Origin of the sequence: Candidatus Uabimicrobium helgolandensis (genome assembly GCF_041508025.1) — a bacterium.
GTDB lineage: Bacteria > Planctomycetota > Uabimicrobiia > Uabimicrobiales > Uabimicrobiaceae > Uabimicrobium > Uabimicrobium helgolandensis.
This window is the reverse complement of record NZ_CP165719.1, coordinates 2034344-2052841: the sequence shown is the minus strand read 5'-3', so window position 1 is coordinate 2052841 and position 18498 is coordinate 2034344. Positions and strand designations below refer to the sequence as shown.

Genomic DNA, 18498 nt, shown 5'->3' with positions numbered 1-18498 from the left:
ATCTATTTTGGAAACCTTTGATTATTTTTGTTGCGGTGTGATATAAAAAACGATTACGTTTTCTACACCACACCTTACTTAACCTTTACACTACTCTACTTCTTTAAGTAATTCTTCAATAGCTTTTTCTAATTGTTGATCGCGCCCTTTTGCCACTTCATCAGGATGATTGTCGACAAGTACGTCGGGTTGCAATTCACTGTTTTCTAGGTACTGGCCTTGCAAATCGAGCATACCAACTTGTGGTATACCAAAATACATGTCTCCTCCTAGAAGTGTTTCCCACCAAACAGCTGTTCCTGTTCCTGCTACTGGCATACCAACTAATCGACCTATATTTAGCGTTTTATATGCTAGAGGAAATAAGTGTGCATCTGAATAATTGCCTTCGCTCATCACAACGATGGAAGGCTTACTCCATTTAAAAATAGGCTCACCACCCATGTTGTCTTGCTTTCTTGGGTAAAATGTAAAATATTTTTTACCGCTAAGTAAGGTAACAAGATCATCGTGTAACCAACCACCACCATTAAATCTGGTGTCAACAACTATCGCTAATTTGTCATTGTGGCGTCCAAGAATCTCAGAATAAATTTCGCGATAACTAGCGTCATTCATGCCACGTATATGAACATATCCTAGTTTTCCTTGGGATAGTTTCTCTGTTAGAGCGCGACGTTGTTTAACCCATCTTTGATAAGTTAGTTCTCCTTCTCCGCGGGTACTAGTTGGACGAACAGTTTCTTCCCACCTTTCATTCTTCTTGGGATCGTACAACGAGACAAGTACGCGCTTTCCTACTTGACCATTGAGATATTTGTAATAATTGTCATTACTTTTAATTTCATTACCATTTATTTTTTCAATGATCATACCTGCTTTGATTTTTGAGCTTGCTTTTTTAAGCGGGCTTTTATCCATAACCTCTGCTATTTTTAGACCTGCTCCCTCATGGGAATCGTCATAAAATAAACCAAGAGATGAAGTGCTTTCGCCATTTGGTGCACGATAAAAATATCCTGAACCTGTATGCGAAGCGTTTAATTCTCCTAATATTTCGCTAAACATTTCAGCAAGGTCATGTTTGTTGTTAATATGCGGTAGGAATTTCTCGTACTCTTTTTTGTAAAATTCCCAATCAACACCATGTAAATCTTTTACATAGAATTTTTTCTTTACCTGACGCCATATATGTTCAAAAAGATGTGCTCTTTCTTTTGAATGGTTAACTTCCATTTTTGCAGAAAAAGAAATGGGAGTCAATTGGCCACTTGCCGTTGTTATTTTATACATACGACCGTCAGCGAGAACATGTAATTCACTACCAGAAGCGTTCATTTCCATACCAGCGCTATTGGCATTTAGTTTTGTGAGGAGGCGGGTTTGATAATCGAGAACCTTATGCATCCACAAATTATAGCCTTTTTCAAATTTAGCCAAATAGTACAATGTCGTTCCATCAGGAGATAAAACAGCATCTGCAAGATCTGAAGAATGCATTGTTAAACGCATTTTGCGATCTTCAATTCCATCGAGGTCGATTTTTAGAATCTCTTCTTTTTTGTCTTTTTTATCTTTTTTGTCTTTGCTTTCTTTCTTTTTGCTTTCTTTTTGCAATTCATCATAAAGCTCTTGATCTTCTTTACTACGCTTAAGAAAATCAAACGTTTCTTGATCAAAAATCATTGCATAAACATCATCTTGACTTCCCCAACTACCATGAGAACGCATTCCATGGCGATCAGAAAACCAAGTTATTGCTTTGCCTTTCATCGACCATTTAGGCGCATAATCACTATATCCGCTTTGAGTCAAGTTAATAACTTCGGATTTTCCATCGGCGGCAATAAGACCTACTTCATCCATCCATCTATTCTTACCAAGAAAAGCAACTAAAAACCATTTACCATCTGGAGACCACTGGTACCACTGGTCTCCATCAGCATAAGAATAATTCTGTTTACCATCAAGTATCTTACGCGAGTATTTTTCTTTTATGTTGTACACCTTGAGGGTTGTGCGTTCTTCAAGATATGCAATTTCTTTTCCATCTGGAGAATAACTAGGTTGAAACGTTTCTACTTGTGAAGTTAATACTGGCTTCTCTTCAATAATTGTCGCAGCATAAAAGTATTTTTCGTCTTTTCTTTTTATAGAAGACTCGTACAACGACCAACTATTGTTTCTTTCACAAGCATAGACAATAGAACGACCATCTGGGCTAAAGCTAATAGAGCGCTCTTGCTCGAAACTCTTTGTTATTTGTTTCGTTGTAGAATATTTCGCTGAAGTTACAAAAATTTCTCCACGATGTACAAAAGCGATCTCTTTGCCATTAGGAGATACAACCATTTCAGTGATACCACCGCGAACATTTAAGGTTTCTTTATCGTTTTTGCTTGGTCCACCATATATAGAAACTTTTACCTTAATAGGGTTTTGACCTTCCTGTAAGATATAAATTTCGCCACTATAACCAAAACACAAAAGACCATCAACTGAACGACTTAAAAAACGAATAGGATGTTTTTCAAAATTGGTTACTTGTGTCGCCTTCATATCTTTAAAGGAATGTTTCCAGATATTAAGAGAACCGCTTTCTTCGCAAAGATAAAAAAAGCTGTCATCATCATTCCATATTGGATTGCGATCTTCGCCCTTGAAAGTAGTTATTTGTGTATGTTTTTTTGTTGTTGCGTCGTACAACCAAATATTTCTTGCCACAGACGACTGATGGTGTTTACGCCACTTATTTTCGACCCCTTTACGATCTTGGTAGAGGAGCTTGGTGTTATCACTATTGAACTGCGCCATTTCAGCTGCTGTAGTTAAAACTTGTCCAACACGACCACCACTTGTTGGCACTTGATATAATTCACTAAGCGCTCGAGATGGAAATGCCGCATTGGTCACAGAATCAAGGCGCGTTGAAGAAAAAAGCACATGGCTATCACTACTTGAAAAACTCCAAGGGTAATCTCTAGAAGAGTGGTATGTTAATCGAGTCGTTGCGCCTGATGAAATTTCTAGTTTGAATACATCGAAATTTCCATGACGATCAGAAGCAAATGCTATAAAGTTACCATCATGAGACCATACAGGTTGGAAATCATAAGCTTGGTGTCGTGTAAGCTGCTGTGCTTGTCCACCTTCTGTTGCCACCATATAAATATCTCCCTGATAACAAAATGCGATGTTTTTGCCATCAGGAGATATTGTAGGGTATCGCATCCATAAAGGATCTTCAGCATTAATTGCCGTCAAAAAAGACGCGGCAAGAATGAACGACACAATAAACTTTTTCAAAGTGTTCTCCTTTTTTTGTTTTGTACTTTTGTAGCTCACTTTACATTACGTGAGAAAAGCTTTATTATATAAGAGAAGTTTCGCAAATTGAATAAAAATAAACATGTAAATAGGAGAAGTAATGAAATATTTTGCTACTTTACTTACCATTCTTTCATGCTGGATTTACGCTGAAGACAAAATAGAAGATAAACAAATATTTTTTGATAAAGCTTATCTATTACCAATTCCTCTAATTGTTCTGCCTGAAAACTTAGTTGAAAACTTTACCTCTGTTGTAACTCCTATTGTGCTTGATATGGATGGAGATAAAAAGCTTCAAGCTTCTGGAGGTCAATGGTTACCTCATAGATTTAATCCCAAAGTGCGAACAGCAACATTCGACATAAACGGTGATCACTTTGCTGAATTTATGGAATGGGTTGGGCCAAAAGATGGACTTTTAGTGCGATACACAAAAGGAGAAATAAATGGATTAAATCTTTTTGGAAGTCCAGGAGGTTTTAACAATGGCTTTGAAAAACTATCTACTCTTGACAAAAATAATGACAAAATTATAGATGGTAAAGAGCTTGAAGGTTTGAGTGTATGGCAAGATAATAATAGTGATGCCAAGGTTGATAAAGGTGAAATTAAAAGAGTACAGGATTTAAAGATAACTTCCTTAAGTTTAAAGCACCGTATGTTTTCTTCTTTTTTTATACAAGATGGCAAATCAAAAACAATGTGGGATTGGCATCCTTCAATTCAAATAATAAAAAAAATACGCAAATAAAAAGTCTATTTTTTGTGTATCTGCGTTTTTAAGGATACGCAAAAAATAGAATGAGACTTTCGCAGATCTCTTATTTCAAATGCGGTGCTTTCTCGTAAACATAATCTAGTATCGGTTTTATTGTGTTTGGAGAAAGTCTAATCTGGTATTGATTTTCATCTTGATAATTGATAATCATATACAAAGGCCGGTTTTGTGGTATTCCATTTTCAAGAAAAACCTTTTCTCCTTTTTGAGCAATTTCTTGTAGATAAACATCTATAATTTTTTGTGGATCATTTTCTAAATAAACAATTAATTTTTTTCCTCTTTTATTGTTTATAAAAAGAGCTGCGTAAATAAAAAAGACTCCTAGTAACAAAAAGATAACAACAAAAATATAGAATACCGTTCGTCCAATTACCGACATTTGTATTGTTAAATTTTCAATACTTAGCATATGTAAGAATAAAGCAGCAAGTGTAATAGAAAACAGAAAAATACCTATGTATCCCACATTCTTTGTTGTTTTTCGAATTTCACTCATCATAAGTTGTTGTGACATTTTTACTCCTAGTCAATATTTATATTCATTAAGCTATGCTGACACCCAAAATTCTATCGCCTACTTACGACTTACAGAAATTTATTGTTTTCCATAAAACTTCATAACTGTAACTAGAACCTGTTACAAAATAAGGCAGAAATTCACTTTCTTCGTATTCTCGATGCTTTAAGCGCATTTTAGAAACTACCTTACTTTGATTTCTATTTTGGTTTCATTATAGAAATAATTATGTATAAAAACAACAATAAAATAAGATTTTGCTACTCTATTAAAGGTTGTTTACTAGTAATTATTATTTTAACATTTGCTAACAAATATTAAAAAGGTTAAAATGGGAGTGAAAAAGGGGTAAAAAATGCAGTGGGTACCAAGTCGAGTAGCTTGCGAAATATTAGGAGTGCACGCAAATACTTTAAGAAACTGGGACAAAAAAGGACTTATCAAAACAATACGCACAAAATCAAACCAACGAAGATACAATTTGGAAAGTATATTAGGTAATAAAAAGCCAAAGAAAAAAGTATGTTATTGTCGCGTATCGAGCAGTAAGCAAAAAGACGACTTGGAAAGACAAAAGAAGTTTATGAAGGAAAAGTATCCAAATCATGAAATCATCACCGACATTGGGTCAGGGCTCAACTTCAAACGAAAAGGGCTGCTCAAAGTACTGGAACAAGGACTTAGAGGAGAAATCGAAGAAGTACTTTGTACCCACAGAGACAGACTTAGTAGATTTGGATATTGACTTATCCAGTGGATTATGGAAATCGGTGGTGGGCGAGTCGTGGTTCTCGAAGAAGATAAAAGTAGTGCACAACAAAAGCTCACAGAAGATCTTATGTCGATCATACACGTATTCTCGTGTAAACTTCACGGAATGCGAAGGTATAGCAGTAAAAAGAAGCAGGAAAATAAGATTCTATCCAAACAAAAAACAGCGGCAACTTCTACGTCACTGGTTTGGTTGCGCTCGGTTTGTTTACAACAAAACGATTCACTATCTAAAACAGCCAAATACAACTGCAAGCTGGATGAAAATCAAGAAACAAATACTTGATGATCTACCTGAGTGGTCAAAAGAAACTCCTTTTCAAATCAAATCAATTGCTATTAAAGATGCGTGCAAAGCTGTACAAAATGCCAAAAAGAAGTTCGCAAAAACTGGTAAAGTGCAGGAAGTGAAATTCAAAAGTCGCAAAAAACGCGATGAGTGCATCTACATTCCAAAAAGTGCTGTAAAGCAAGATTCCTTTTATAAACGCAAAATGGGAAAATTGTTACTTCGCGAAGTTGTTGGTAAAGCTTATTTTGATTGCCGCGTTGTTTTCCAACAAGGACGTTTTTTTCTTGTTAAGCCTGAAGGCAAACCTGTCATGAAACCTGAAAACCAAAGGAGTGACATCGTTGCCTTAGATCCAGGAGTTCGATCTTTTCAAACTTTTTACACCAAACACAGTTGTGGCAAAGTCGGCTGTGGTGATTTTGGTCGTATTGTGCGACTATGTCATCATCTCGATCAACTTACCAGTCGCATATCGAAAGCAAAATCACGACGTAAAAAGCGTATGAAAAAAGCCGCTGATCGCATGCGATGGAAAATCAAAGATCTCATCAGCGAAATCCATCACAAAACTGCCAATTTCTTGTGCAAACATTTTGAAATTATTATTATACCACCTTTTGAAACCAGCCAAATGGTGCTACGTTCAAAGCGAAAAATACGCTCAAAAACAGTCAGAGCAATGCTCAACTGGTCGCACTTCAAGTTCAAAAATACTTTGAAGTCTAAAGCTGAGCTCTTGTCTTCTATTGTTATCGAACAAAACGAAGCATATACCTCCAAAACTTGTAGCTCTTGTGGCTATGTTAAAGAAAATATCGGTGGACACAAGTTTTTTAATTGCTCTTCTTGTAAGAAGCGTATTGATCGCGATTTTAATGGAGCGCGTGGAATCTTTCTACGTGCATTGGGAGATAACCCCTGGCTGCATTCTTTGTAGCTTGCATTTGTTAGCATTTGTTAACAAAAATTTATCGGTACATGATCAATATACAAGAAATTGACATTGGACTATTCGCATCTATTATTAATAAAAACTATCCAAGTGAAAATTCTGCTAAAAAATCTCTTTGTTCTTACGTTTCATCTCTTCATTCATCAAGTGACATTGTTGTTTATTGGATTGTATATCTAAAAAGAATTTTACTTGGTTGGTTGCCAAAACTTTTCCAATTTGTCTCTTATCCGTTTTTACCAAAGACCAATAACGATCTTGAACATTTTAATCTTAAAATTAAAAAATTATTTCGAAAAATTTCTGGTCGAAAAAATTCGCATTTATTCCTTTTATCTTCAGGCGTTCCGCTCACTTATTTTCTGTCAGCCAATTCTTATTTTTTTGACTTTTGCTATTCTTTTTCTCATCAAGAAATGATTTCTGAGAGAAATCATCTTTTTCAAATTTCCAAAAAATCAGCCATTTATTCTATCAAAAATCAACTAGAAGAGTTTCTCTTTAACCTTGAAATCGTTGCCTCAGAAAAGGACTAATATATTGCATCGTTATTTTATATATTCAAGAGTACCGTTTGCTGCCTCTGATTTGACACGGAATTAAACAGAATTCATATCTGAACAGGACTATATTCTTGCAGAATATTTAGTATGTGATAAGCACTTTTTGCTATTGAACGTACTTTTTCAATATTAACATCTCCATCTTGAGATAACAGAATTTGATTACCACGCGATTCAAATACTACTTTTTTTTCTTTATGTTTTATAAACTCAGCACGTACAGAGTCGGAAAACATTTCCTGTGTATTATTATCTTCTGTCATAACAATAAAACGATTTGAAAACAATGTATCATTCTCAAATTTTATTTTTTTCATAATAACTTCTCGTTTGAGAAAAGTGAAGTTGAAAGCTTTGTCCCTTAAATAACAACTAGGTAAAGATAGGTTTTCTTTTGTTAAAAGACATGCTGTAAAGTTTGGTAAAATTTCATCGGTCCAGGATTCATCGAAACATTCCATAACTGCAATGTTGCATCCCTGATTTTGACCTTCAATTAAATTCCAGCACTCCCAGTTTAATCCTCTTTGAAATGTTTTAAAGTTATCACAGTAATCTCTTTTTTGCTTTTCTTCAAAATACTTACATTCCATTTCGTTGGCCAAATTTTTCCATTCTTGGCGTTTTTTCTTATCAAGTTTGTAGTAAAAATAATCCATTTGGTATTCTCCAAATTCTGTTGGAAACATGATTATGAATAATAAAATTATGTTTTCTTTTTTGTAGCCAGGAATTATTTGATGTTAAAAACTATAAAACCTAGCTACAACCAGTTGCTAATCAATGTCGCCTTGTACACCTATTGTTGAGCTAAAAATTGCAATATTTTGCTCAACAATAGTATTTCGATAACAGATTTTTTTTGATAGAAGAAACTACGTTTGCTGTTTTTTTGGCAAGAGATAGTAAAAAGTACTTTCATTGCATGTTCCTTTTATCATATGTTGAATATCTTTGTAACCATTTTATCCGTTTTGAAACACAATCTTCGCGTTTTTATACCCTTCAGGGTTTTGATCGTAAAAGCAACTTCTTAAACAAAGTGCAAATTCTTTATGTTTGTACTTCTTTTCGAGTTTTTTCCAATTTTCAGTAAGATAGTATACTGCAGCAAGTGTTCCTGAAATTCCCATTCCCGCGGCAACGAATACATATATACCTGTTTCCTTATCGTATATTTTTTCCAATATAGCATAATCGCCGCCCTTTGGATCGCCTATGATTTCGTCTTTGCTTTTAATCGTACAAGTCTTTGAACAAAACGATAGAATAGTTTCATTACGGCTTGTATATAAATCTGTCATGGAATTTGTCGTTGCACTCCCCAAGCAAATGCAATTACGATGTTCTATATTTTCTGAACTTGCTGGAGAGTTGAGATAGTTTACTGAGACATCTCCAAGCACTAACTTATTTAAAATGGAACTTCCTACGTTATCTCCTCTTGAAATCAAATTAAATATACGCGAAAAAAAAGATATTGCGATAAACTCACACTCTGGAACAACAGGTCCTTTGTAAGGAATATTGAATCCCATGTGGCTAAATATCGGCGTTTTTTTATCTTGTACAAATAATGCAGAAAGATAAACATTAAGTTTAAAATTTCTATGAAAACCGAAAAAACGATACATTTTTCTTTTCTTGGGAATTTGTGTAATAAAATAACCAAGCACTACAACTAGAAAACCTGACCACAAATTTTCAAATACTCCCCAAGTAAATAAGTGGTTATAGAAATTTGTAAAAAAATGAATAATGTGTTCCATATTAATCCTCTTTTTTTGTGAAAGAGCTTCTTTTAAAAAATTGAGACTAACAATCGTAGATATCGCTAGGCAGGTAGGCAGCCATCAGAATAAAAATTCTTATCATTGTTTTATATACTTGATAGTCTATGGCGACAAATACTATGTTGTATACGATCAAAGTAGTAATAATGATTGTTCTTATAACATAAACTTGTCTTCTGATTCTCGTAAAATGTCATTTTTTTGTTAAGTAAATCGCAAAAGTTTTTGAGAATGTTTAATAAGCGGACTTTCGTTCACGATTATGAATAGAACTAAAAAGAACATAAATAAATTTTACTATGCTATATATCTGCCGGCCTTCGCCCCTACCTCCACTCCCTAAAATCCATATCAAATCTTAAAATATTACAAAAATATTACAAGAATCTTACAGCAACCTTTCTTCTTCATTAAACATTGTATATCAGCAATAAACATATTGACGGTACCACTTCTTTCTAGTATGTTTTTCAGACCTTAGCTTAACTATAAATGCTTTAAGAGAATTCGTAAAACTGAAGATTCTCAACGTCATATTAAATACTAAATCACATAGCTAGTAAATTTACAACTAAATGCAAAAATTCTACAAAGAACTCTATCATAGAATATATTTTTTATTAGATATTCTAAAACAGTTTGACAACAACAGCAAATTTCAACCATAACAACTTCACAACAACAGCAAATTTCAACCATAACAATTCATACATTCGATTGTTGACTTCGGATTGCTTACAATTAGATATTAAGTCAAGCAATTGCTACTGAAAAGAAAGAGTTATCCATGAATAAACGATTATTTTTTATAGTCTGTATTATCTGTCTTATAGGATGTGACAACAGTGACAACAATGACAACAATAAAAACAACGATGATATACAAGTTTTTGCTGGGGAAGTAAACAATATCAACGATCAAGTAATTGTCGATTTTCAAAATGCTCTTAACAATGCAAACCTTAATCTCGATGGTAAAAAAGCAACTAATTCTATAAATTGGGATGGAAATGCCGTATTAAATATCACCCAAGGTGCAACAGCGAATCTTCCGACGAATTTATTTCTTGTAGGTGCAGGAGAGAGACAACTTATTATAGGAGATGTTGACGACCAACAAAATATTATCAATGAAGAGCAACCCACAATTACAGAAGACAATTTCGCAACTTTAGCGGATGGTGTAACGGTAAATCCAAGCAATAATACAAATATTACAGCTTTTACTGCTCCTGCAACATTTAGTGGGTTTGGAACAAATATAATTACTTTTGTTTTTAAATTAGAAGACAAAAAAACAACAGGCTTAATAAATGGTTTTGGTGCAATATTTACAGACGTTGAAATTGATGGTCGCAGTGGTTTGCGTTTTTTCAATGCAAAAGGAGAAATTATTCGCGAAGAATTTCTCTCCGCAGGAAATGACGGAGGACATCAATTTATTGGAGTTATTTTTCCTGAAAACGAAGTAGCTTTTCTTCAGTTGATGTTAGGAAATAATGAAGATTTTGGCAATGAATTGGAAGATATTCCTGGAGATCGTGATTTCGTTGCTGTTGACAATATCTTTTTCCCATTATCAGAAGAAGAATACCCAACTACTGACATTGTAGAAGAGATTCTTAATACCAACAGCGATGCTTTTATTAACACCGACCGCTTGGTGCAAACTTTTGCTGGAAATAATGGTCTTGGCAGTGCGACCTTTGATTCAGGTATTAATTGGGATGGCGCTGCAGTAACAGCTCTAACAAACGGAGCAACAGCTAACTTTCCAAAAAATCTTTTCTTAGTGGGCGCAGGATTTCGCCAATTGACAATAGGTGAAGAGCCAGAACCTGTTGCTGTTAGCGAAGACAATTTTGCAACTCTAGTTGATGGAACCCTGAACCCTAGCGCAAATAATGGAACAGACAATTTCACCCCTTTTGTTACTTTTGGTGTTTTCACTGATGACTCTATCACTATTAAATTTTTCCTAGCGGACCAAATAACACCAGCACTAGTGCGCAATTTTTCTGCAGTGTTTACTGATGTAGAAGTAGCAAATCGATCCGGCATAAGTTTTTTTGATGTAGATGACAATTTAATACATACAGTAAAAGCAAAAGCGCTTAACAGTGGTAGTAATCAAATAGTAGGGTCTTTTTTCAGCAAACCAATTATTGCAAAAGTAGTTATCGATCTTCCCGATAATGTAAATTTTGGTATTAATGTAGAGGATCCTAACGGAAGTGATCCTATTGATCATGTTGTGGTCGATAATTTACTATTTGAACGTTCGAATACTACTAGCGATTAGTATTAAGCAAGTCGCAAAAAGTTTTTAAAAGCACACAGCTTGCCTTTGAGTATCATAGCGGTGTCGAGTCTTCGGTTACAGAGCTATAACGATGTACTTCTTAAGCTGTTCTTACTCTGAAACTCAAATTCTACGTGAACTTAAGTAAATATTGCTATCTTTTGCAAAAAATCTCAAAACTTTTGAGTTTTTTTGCAAAAGATAGGCTAAACAAATAGTAAACGAGTAGAATGAAGATATATTAATCTGTATTTCTACTAATTTGGATTGTTCGATTTTGTGAAGAAGGTGTTGAATGCAATCTAAAATTTTACCTAAAAATGGCTATTTATTGAGAGTTTTATAGTTTAGATTTACTGTCTTTTTTATCATCTTCCAATTATCTTCTTAATACTCCTCTTCGTACTCTTCTTCGTAGTTTTCATAATATTTCTCTAATTCGTAATCGCTGCACGATTCGGTGATGATTGTTGTTTCTAGCGGAGTTCTATTTTGTAAGAGAAGTTCTACCTTATATGTTGCAAAGGCGTTAGCTTTTTGAGCATAAGACGTTGCTTGTTTTTTGTTTCCCTTCCATGCATATATTAGCGCTAAAATTTCACAAGTGTTTTTTTGCGTTGATGCTGCTAGTTCATCTAGGGCTTTTTGCGAAACATTGCTGATATTTTGACTTTGGTATACTCCCTGTAGCTGTGATACTAAAAAGAACTCACGAAACTCTTTTATTTTTGGAATTTCTTGTACTTCAATCCAAGGAACCCCCATGGTTGCAAGACTTTGTATTGCGCTTTTTCTAAAAGTAGCATTATTAGATAATTTTTTTAGTAACTTGATTACTTGTTGCCGCGTGTGAGTATCTTTACGGTTTACAAAAAGGGACCCTAGAACCTGTGTAGAAAAAGTACGACTTTCTTCGTTTTGATTTTTTTCATTCGCATCCGAAAGCCGTATAAATTTGATAATGTTTTTCCATTGATCTTGAGTCGATGGTCCAATGTAGCTGAAATGTTTTAGGATAGTTTTATATTCATCAGAATGTGGATTAAAAACATCATCCTTTAGCAATTTTTTAATATATTTTTTAGCTATCTCTTGAATTTCTTTATTATCACTCTCAGCAAAATTGCGTAGTAATAGAATAGATTCGTAAGTAAATTTGTAAATTACTGTTGACACATCTTCCATCATTTTAACAATAAAACTATCTAGTTTTTTTAGAATTTCAATAGTAGTTTTATTGTCTATTTTTTCAATGGCCAAACAAATTCGAACTATTTCTTCACGTCGATTGCCTTTTTCATAGTTCTGTGCATATGTATATTTTTCAGGAAGGCCTGTTTCATGGCCTATAAGTCTTAAGCGATTTTCTTCCCAATATTGGTCTAGCAATTCTTCTAGTCTTGCAGAAAGAGAAGTAACAGATCCACGAGCTTCGTTTCCCATTTGTCGTAAAATTTCAATTGCGAGAATACGCACTGTAAACGAGTCTGACTTGGTCAAAGGTGTCACGAAGGGCGCTGCTTCACTACCCAGTTTTATTAAAAATTTACTCGCTTGTTGTTTTTTATCTTCATCATTTGTTTTTAAATCGGAAACCAATGTTTTGATAATAAAAATACGTTGTTCGTTGGCAAAAATGAAGACTTGTCCAATAAACATCATTACCACAAAAATTTTATTCATTGATTTGTAACGAGGAAAGCGACTTTCTTAGTCGGGGAATCATTGTACGAATACCAAAAGTACGATACCTTTTCTACCTCGTATCTCCTTTCTGGTTAGTAGAGCCAATAGCTCAATAGCTCTAAATTTTAGATATGATGCAAAGTGTCGTCATGGAAAACATATAAACATACACACTACTACTTTTTTAGTGTATTTGTTGTAAACTTTAGAGTTATACAATTTAGTACAAGACCTAATTGGAGAAAAAATTTGGAAAAGAAAATTACAATAGGCCCTAAAAGTATACACAAAAATTCTCAGTTGTGCATAAAAGTAGTCTTTTTATGTAAAGTATTTAAAATTAGTAGATAAAATTGCTTATTTTTTTGAGAAAAAAAATATATTACAGCGCCGAAGATTCAGGAGAAGAAAAACAGACATCGCAGCTCATTTTATAACTACGCGACCATTTTCTAAGTAAAGCCGACCACTAAATTCATCCCGATTGTTTTTAAATCCTTTGAGTATAGAGGTATTCCCATTCTTTAATAGTGTGCTCACTGTTCGACTTTGGATTTTTTTTCCTGCTATTTGTAGAGGAACAAAAAATCGACAGGAAGTTTGCGAACATTGATATCCGTTTTTATTTTTGATAACTACATTCTTGCACAATGGGCAACTGCCTATACTTTTAACTTTTTGCTTTTGGTTAGAGCTCGACTTGTTTGTTTTTGGAGAAAAATTTGTTTTGGATTTTGTTTTAGAAAACGTTTTGTGATTTGATTTTTTGTCAGTAATCAACCATGCTTTTGTCTGTCCTAGTGTTGTTAATTGCACAAAATAACGGCCAGCACTTCTTTCTTTTTGTATTGGTAGAAGTTTGGTTAATTTACCAAGTTGCAGTAATTCACGAACTTGTTGACAAGTGAGAAGTTGTCCTTGTACTTGTGGCCAAAAAACAAATTTACAACCTTCCTTCCATTTAGAACAACCATAGCCTTTTTTCCCTCTAATAATAGAACTGTTACATAGAGGACAATTTCCCCAAACAAAGCTATTTACCTTTAGGTTGCGCGTTTGAAATAATTGTGTAATAAAAGCTGTAATTTTGCCCATAAATGCTTCACTTGACAGATTTCCGCGTTCTACTTCTTTGAGTTGATACTCCCATTCTCCGGTGAACTCTGCTGATTTTAAAGAATTATTATCTATGATCGATACCAAATAGCGTCCATTATTGGTTGCACGTATCAATTTTTTTTCGCGCACAACATAATTTCGTTGGAGTAGAGTCTCTATTATAGATGCGCGTGTTGCAGCAGTGCCTAAACCGCGTTCTTTAAGGGCATCTTTAAATTGTTGATCTTCTACTATTTTTCCGGCATTTTCCATCGCTGCAAGCAATGTATTTTCAGTATAAGATTTTGGTGGTTGTGTTTTTTTTTCTTCTGTGTATGGTTGATGAGGACCTTTTTCATGCAATTGAAATTCTGGTAAAACTACTTCTTCTTTTTTATCTTTGCTTTTGGACTGCTTTTTGGGGTACAAAACAGTCCAGCCAGGTTCAACAATAGTAATTCCTTTTACCTTAAATGGAACTTGATTGCTCACACCTTCTATGTATGTCGCATCTTTTACACAGGCTGGATAAAAAACGGCAATAAAGCGATTTACGATTTCATCAAAAACAAAAGCTTCTATATCTGAGAGATGAACTATTTTTCCTGTAGGGATAATGGCGTGGTGATCGCTGACTTTGGCATTGTTTATAATGCGTTTTGAAAAAGGTAGTTGTTGCAAATTTAAACGAGATAGCTTTTGGCCAGCAATTTGCGATAGTTTGTGTAATATGTTCGGAATGCTTGACTTCATATCGCTGCTCAGATAACGCGAGTCTGTTCGAGGATAGGTAATTAACTTTTTTTCGTATAAAACTTGTAATATTTTTAGAGTATTATCTGCAGAAAGAGATTTTTGTTTGTTCATTTCTCGCTGAAAAGATGTTAGATCGTAGAGAAATGGTGGGTTTTCCTTTTCTTTTTTCTTTTCAATTTTTTTAACATAAAAATCTTCCCCTCGACATTTTTTTAGCATTTGTTGTGCATCTTCATACTTCTCAAATCGTTTACCAGAAAATTTTAAACTTATATCTCTATATTTGGTGTACAGCTCCCAAAAAGGTCTAGATACAAAGTTCTCTATCTCCTCTTCACGTTTAACAATCATTGCTAATACAGGTGTTTGTACGCGTCCTATACTCCAGAGAATTCCTTGTCCATAAGATAGTGTATAGTAGCGCGTCGCATTAATTCCAACTATCCAATCGGCCTGGCTACGACAACGAGCAGCCATATACAAATTATTAAAATCAGATCCTCGTCGCAATTGTTTGAAACCTGTAGCGATTGCTTGGTCGGTAAGAGAACTCAACCACAATCGAAAGAACGGTTTTGCGCTACACCCACTCATTGTCTGAATGTAACGAAAAATCAACTCTCCTTCGCGCCCAGCATCTGTCGCACAAATCAATTCCTGAGCATTGCGAAATAATTGACATACAATTTGAAATTGTTTTTGTGTATGACTCTTTGCAATTACATTTAATCCAAACTGCTTAGGAATAAATGGAAGAGTCGTTAAAGACCAACGTCTCAAATTTGCATCATAATCTTTAGGTTCTTTCAATGTCACCAGATGCCCAAAAGCCCAAGTAACACAATATCCATTTCCTTCCAAATAACCGTTGCGTTTTGTACGTGCGCCAAGGTGTTGGGCAAGATCTCTGGCTACAGAAGGTTTTTCAGCTAAAACAACTTTCATAACACTCTTCTAAGATAAAAAAGATATGGCAGGATTACCTATTCCGAGCTTTAATTCTACTGCCCAAAACGCAGAGTTGCGAAATTTTTTTTAAATTTATTCATTGGTCGCGTTTATTTTCTTTGTAGCAAGCAATTATACAATACTTATACCAAAGTATAACCTAACAGCGGAAAGATCTAAGATTAAAATTCAAGAGGCTTATATAAAAGACTATGGAAGTAATACGAAGTATGGTTATACTGTAAGGAGATCCAAATCCTCTGTGGATTTTAATAGAATAAGCTTAATAGAGGATAATACTGAAGACTTCTTTTGTTCAAGAAATTGTATCTTTGGCAAAAGAACAATATAGTCTTTTTAAAGTAAAATCTAGAGGTATATCATATGGATATAGGGTCACTGCGCAATATTTTAGAAACCAAAAAAAAGCAAGCTACATTTGCTCGCACAATGGGATTATTTTCTTCTACAGTTCTTGGTATGGGAACAATTATGGGGGCTGGTATTTATATTCTTGTTGGATTAGCTGCTGAACAAGCTGGTTCTGCTGTCTGGATATCATACCTTATTTGCGGAGCTCTTGCCTATCTTAGTGTATTAATGTACGCTGATTTAGGATGTATGATTACAACTTCTGGCGGAGGTTATATTTATGCTTACCAATCACTTGGTCCTTTTTGGGGTTTTATTACTGGCTGGCATTTAGCTATAGGAAGCATTTTTGCTTGTGCTATCTATGCTTTAGGTTTTGCTATTTATAGTGTAAGTTTATTTAGTCATGAACAAATAATATGGCTTTACCAGGGAATCGCTATTGTTCTTACTTGGGGATTAACCTTAATGAGCGTTCGTGGTACCCAAGGGAAAAATGCTATGCAGCAAATTCTTACCTTAGGAAATGTACTCATATTGCTAATTATTGCGAGTATTGCTTTTACCAAAGCCGATCCACAAGGGTTATCACCTATTTTAGGAAATGGTACTGCAGGTATTTTTAGCGCTATCGGTGTTATCTATCTTAGTTTTTTTGGTTATCAATTAATCGCAAACAATAGTGAAGAAGTTGTGGATCCAGAAAAAACTGTTCCTCTAGCAATGAAACTTTCTCTCACTATAAGTGCCGCGATTTACCTTATTGTAGTATTTGCTGCTCTGTTGGTAGTTCCTGCGCAAGATCTTGCGCAAAATCCTGCTCCTCTCGCACTTGTTGCTGAAAAAAGTAGTGGTACAGTAGGTTTATGGTTGGTTATTTTTGGTGGCCTTTTGGCATCAGGAGCGGCTTTGAGTAGTACTCTTTCAAGTCAAAGTAGACAAATATATGCTATGGGACGCGATCGTTTATTTGGAAAAGCGATTAGTCGCCTAGAACAAGGTATACCCAAAGTAGCTTTTGTCGTTGCGAGTATCGTTGTTTCCTTGGTGATTTTTTTCTTACAAATGGAAATCATTGTGCGTATTGCCAATTTTTGTTTTTTAGTTAGTATGCTTCCGCTATCTTTTGCTTTAAGTAAGCTTCATCAAGATAAAATTTCTCAAGGAGAGCACATAACTTTTACTAGACGTGCTGTTCCTTGGGTAGCATTAATAGCAAATGTGTACTTACTTATTTCTGTGGGAAAAGAGACACTCATAACTGGTAGCCAAATTGGCGTCATAGGTATTGTTGTATTTCTTTTATATTCTCGTTCAAATGAATTCCGCGGAAAAACAGGGCAAAGTTTTGCTCTTGTTGAAGACGAACCTGTTTTGAGTTTTGGCAATCAACGAATTTTAGTGCCAATGGCAAATCCACAAACGCAAAAGGCACTATTAACAATCTCTGAAATTTTACTCTGTCACTACGAAGAAAAAGGTGAAATTGTAGCGCTTTGCGTTAGTGAAACGCAACAAAACAAAAATTTTATTCAGGCAATTGATCATTCATCGGAAAATGCACTGAATATTCTATCTAGTGGTGCAAAATACTTGGAACACAAAGAAATAAAATTTCGTCCTGTTGTTCGCGTTAGTCGCAGTTTACCACTGGGAGTAGTGCATGGTGCCCACGATGAAAAATGTTCTCTCATTGTCATGGGATTTCATCGTGATCCAACAAAAAGTTTAAGTGTTATCGACGAAGTATTGTCAAATACTAAGGTCAGTGCTATTTTTCTTAAAAATCACGCCGAGCCATTTGCACCACGAAGAATAGCTGTTGCTCTAGGAGGTAAGATAGATAATTTAAGTTTGATGGTTGAATTGGCTTCGTCTCTAGGAGATCGATTTGGCAGTGAAATTTGTTTTTTGAGTATCTTGCCGGTAGCTTATAGCCAGAAACAAAGAAAACTAGCTGATAAAATTTTAATAAAGGCAATTCAAAAAAATACTTCTCGCTCTATTTATCGTGCAGAGATGATTATTTCTGATGATCCATTTACAACTTTGATATCCAAGTCAGAAAATTTTGATCTTTTGATTGCAGGAGCAACAAAATCAAGCTTAACCCAAAAACCAACTTTTGGAGACTTTAGCATTGCTCTCGCCCAAAGATCTAAATGTTCTGTCGCACTGGCATATAAAGTTGCGTCTGCAAAAAAATGGATAAACTCTTAAAAAATTAGATGGAGTGATCGCTTCTATTTTTATTGGATCATATTCTCGGTGATTAAGTTGCTGAAATGTGTAGAAATGAAGTTTTTTATAGGAAAAATTTCATTTTGTTATGGTTGA

At 34.6% G+C, this 18498-nt stretch carries 13 protein-coding genes; 6 read left to right on the top strand and 7 right to left on the bottom strand.

What is annotated here, in order from left to right; translation table 11 throughout:
• Positions 1 to 90 precede the first annotated feature (90 nt).
• Complete coding sequence (locus tag UABHE_RS07540; RefSeq protein ID WP_372369638.1) at positions 91 to 3306, bottom strand: S41 family peptidase; 3216 nt, start codon at positions 3304 to 3306, stop codon at positions 91 to 93.
• 121 nt (positions 3307 to 3427) lie between these two features.
• Between UABHE_RS07540 and UABHE_RS07535 the strand changes: the two genes are divergently transcribed.
• A complete protein-coding gene (locus UABHE_RS07535; RefSeq protein ID WP_372369637.1) occupies positions 3428 to 4081 on the top strand; it encodes a hypothetical protein in 654 nt (217 codons plus the stop codon).
• A gap of 70 nt (positions 4082 to 4151) precedes the next feature.
• Here the strand turns inward: UABHE_RS07535 and UABHE_RS07530 are convergent, their stop codons facing one another.
• Entirely contained in the window at positions 4152 to 4625 is a 474-nt protein-coding gene (locus tag UABHE_RS07530) for a hypothetical protein (RefSeq protein ID WP_372369635.1), read from the bottom strand.
• 358 nt (positions 4626 to 4983) lie between these two features.
• Between UABHE_RS07530 and UABHE_RS07525 the strand changes: the two genes are divergently transcribed.
• The 3 genes from UABHE_RS07525 to UABHE_RS07515 all read left to right on the top strand — a co-directional run bounded on the left by UABHE_RS07525 (position 4984) and on the right by UABHE_RS07515 (position 7179).
• Entirely contained in the window at positions 4984 to 5373 is a 390-nt protein-coding gene (locus UABHE_RS07525; RefSeq protein WP_372369634.1) for an IS607 family transposase, read from the top strand.
• A 142-nt stretch (positions 5374 to 5515) separates the two neighbouring features.
• A complete protein-coding gene (locus UABHE_RS07520; protein ID WP_372371585.1) occupies positions 5516 to 6628 on the top strand; it encodes an RNA-guided endonuclease InsQ/TnpB family protein in 1113 nt (370 codons plus the stop codon).
• 41 nt (positions 6629 to 6669) lie between these two features.
• The gene (locus UABHE_RS07515) at positions 6670 to 7179 is read left to right on the top strand and encodes a hypothetical protein (protein WP_372369633.1); all 510 of its coding nucleotides are present in this window, start codon (positions 6670 to 6672) and stop codon (positions 7177 to 7179) included.
• A gap of 74 nt (positions 7180 to 7253) precedes the next feature.
• On the opposite strand, the gene UABHE_RS07510 is transcribed toward UABHE_RS07515, so the two are convergent.
• The 3 genes from UABHE_RS07510 to UABHE_RS07500 form a co-directional block, all read right to left on the bottom strand.
• Positions 7254 to 7865 (bottom strand): hypothetical protein, encoded by a 612-nt coding sequence (locus UABHE_RS07510; protein ID WP_372369632.1) that lies wholly within the window; start codon positions 7863 to 7865, stop codon positions 7254 to 7256.
• Positions 7866 to 8005: 140 nt separating this feature from the next.
• Entirely contained in the window at positions 8006 to 8128 is a 123-nt protein-coding gene (locus UABHE_RS07505; RefSeq protein WP_372369631.1) for a hypothetical protein, read from the bottom strand.
• A gap of 43 nt (positions 8129 to 8171) precedes the next feature.
• The gene (locus tag UABHE_RS07500; protein ID WP_372369630.1) at positions 8172 to 8975 is read right to left on the bottom strand and encodes a hypothetical protein; all 804 of its coding nucleotides are present in this window, start codon (positions 8973 to 8975) and stop codon (positions 8172 to 8174) included.
• 811 nt (positions 8976 to 9786) lie between these two features.
• Between UABHE_RS07500 and UABHE_RS07495 the strand changes: the two genes are divergently transcribed.
• Positions 9787 to 11301 carry a hypothetical protein gene (locus tag UABHE_RS07495; RefSeq protein ID WP_372369629.1) on the top strand — a complete coding sequence of 505 codons (1515 nt, stop codon included), beginning with the start codon at positions 9787 to 9789 and terminating at the stop codon, positions 11299 to 11301.
• 387 nt (positions 11302 to 11688) lie between these two features.
• Here UABHE_RS07495 and UABHE_RS07490 read toward each other — a convergent pair whose 3' ends face one another.
• Together UABHE_RS07490 and UABHE_RS07485 are read right to left on the bottom strand one after the other, a co-directional pair.
• Entirely contained in the window at positions 11689 to 12984 is a 1296-nt protein-coding gene (locus tag UABHE_RS07490; protein ID WP_372369628.1) for a hypothetical protein, read from the bottom strand.
• A 429-nt stretch (positions 12985 to 13413) separates the two neighbouring features.
• Entirely contained in the window at positions 13414 to 15786 is a 2373-nt protein-coding gene (locus UABHE_RS07485) for a DNA topoisomerase 3 (RefSeq protein WP_372369627.1), read from the bottom strand.
• 387 nt (positions 15787 to 16173) lie between these two features.
• Here UABHE_RS07485 and UABHE_RS07480 point away from each other — a divergent pair, with 387 nt between their 5' ends.
• The gene (locus UABHE_RS07480) at positions 16174 to 18381 is read left to right on the top strand and encodes an amino acid permease (RefSeq protein ID WP_372369626.1); all 2208 of its coding nucleotides are present in this window, start codon (positions 16174 to 16176) and stop codon (positions 18379 to 18381) included.
• Positions 18382 to 18498 lie beyond the last annotated feature (117 nt).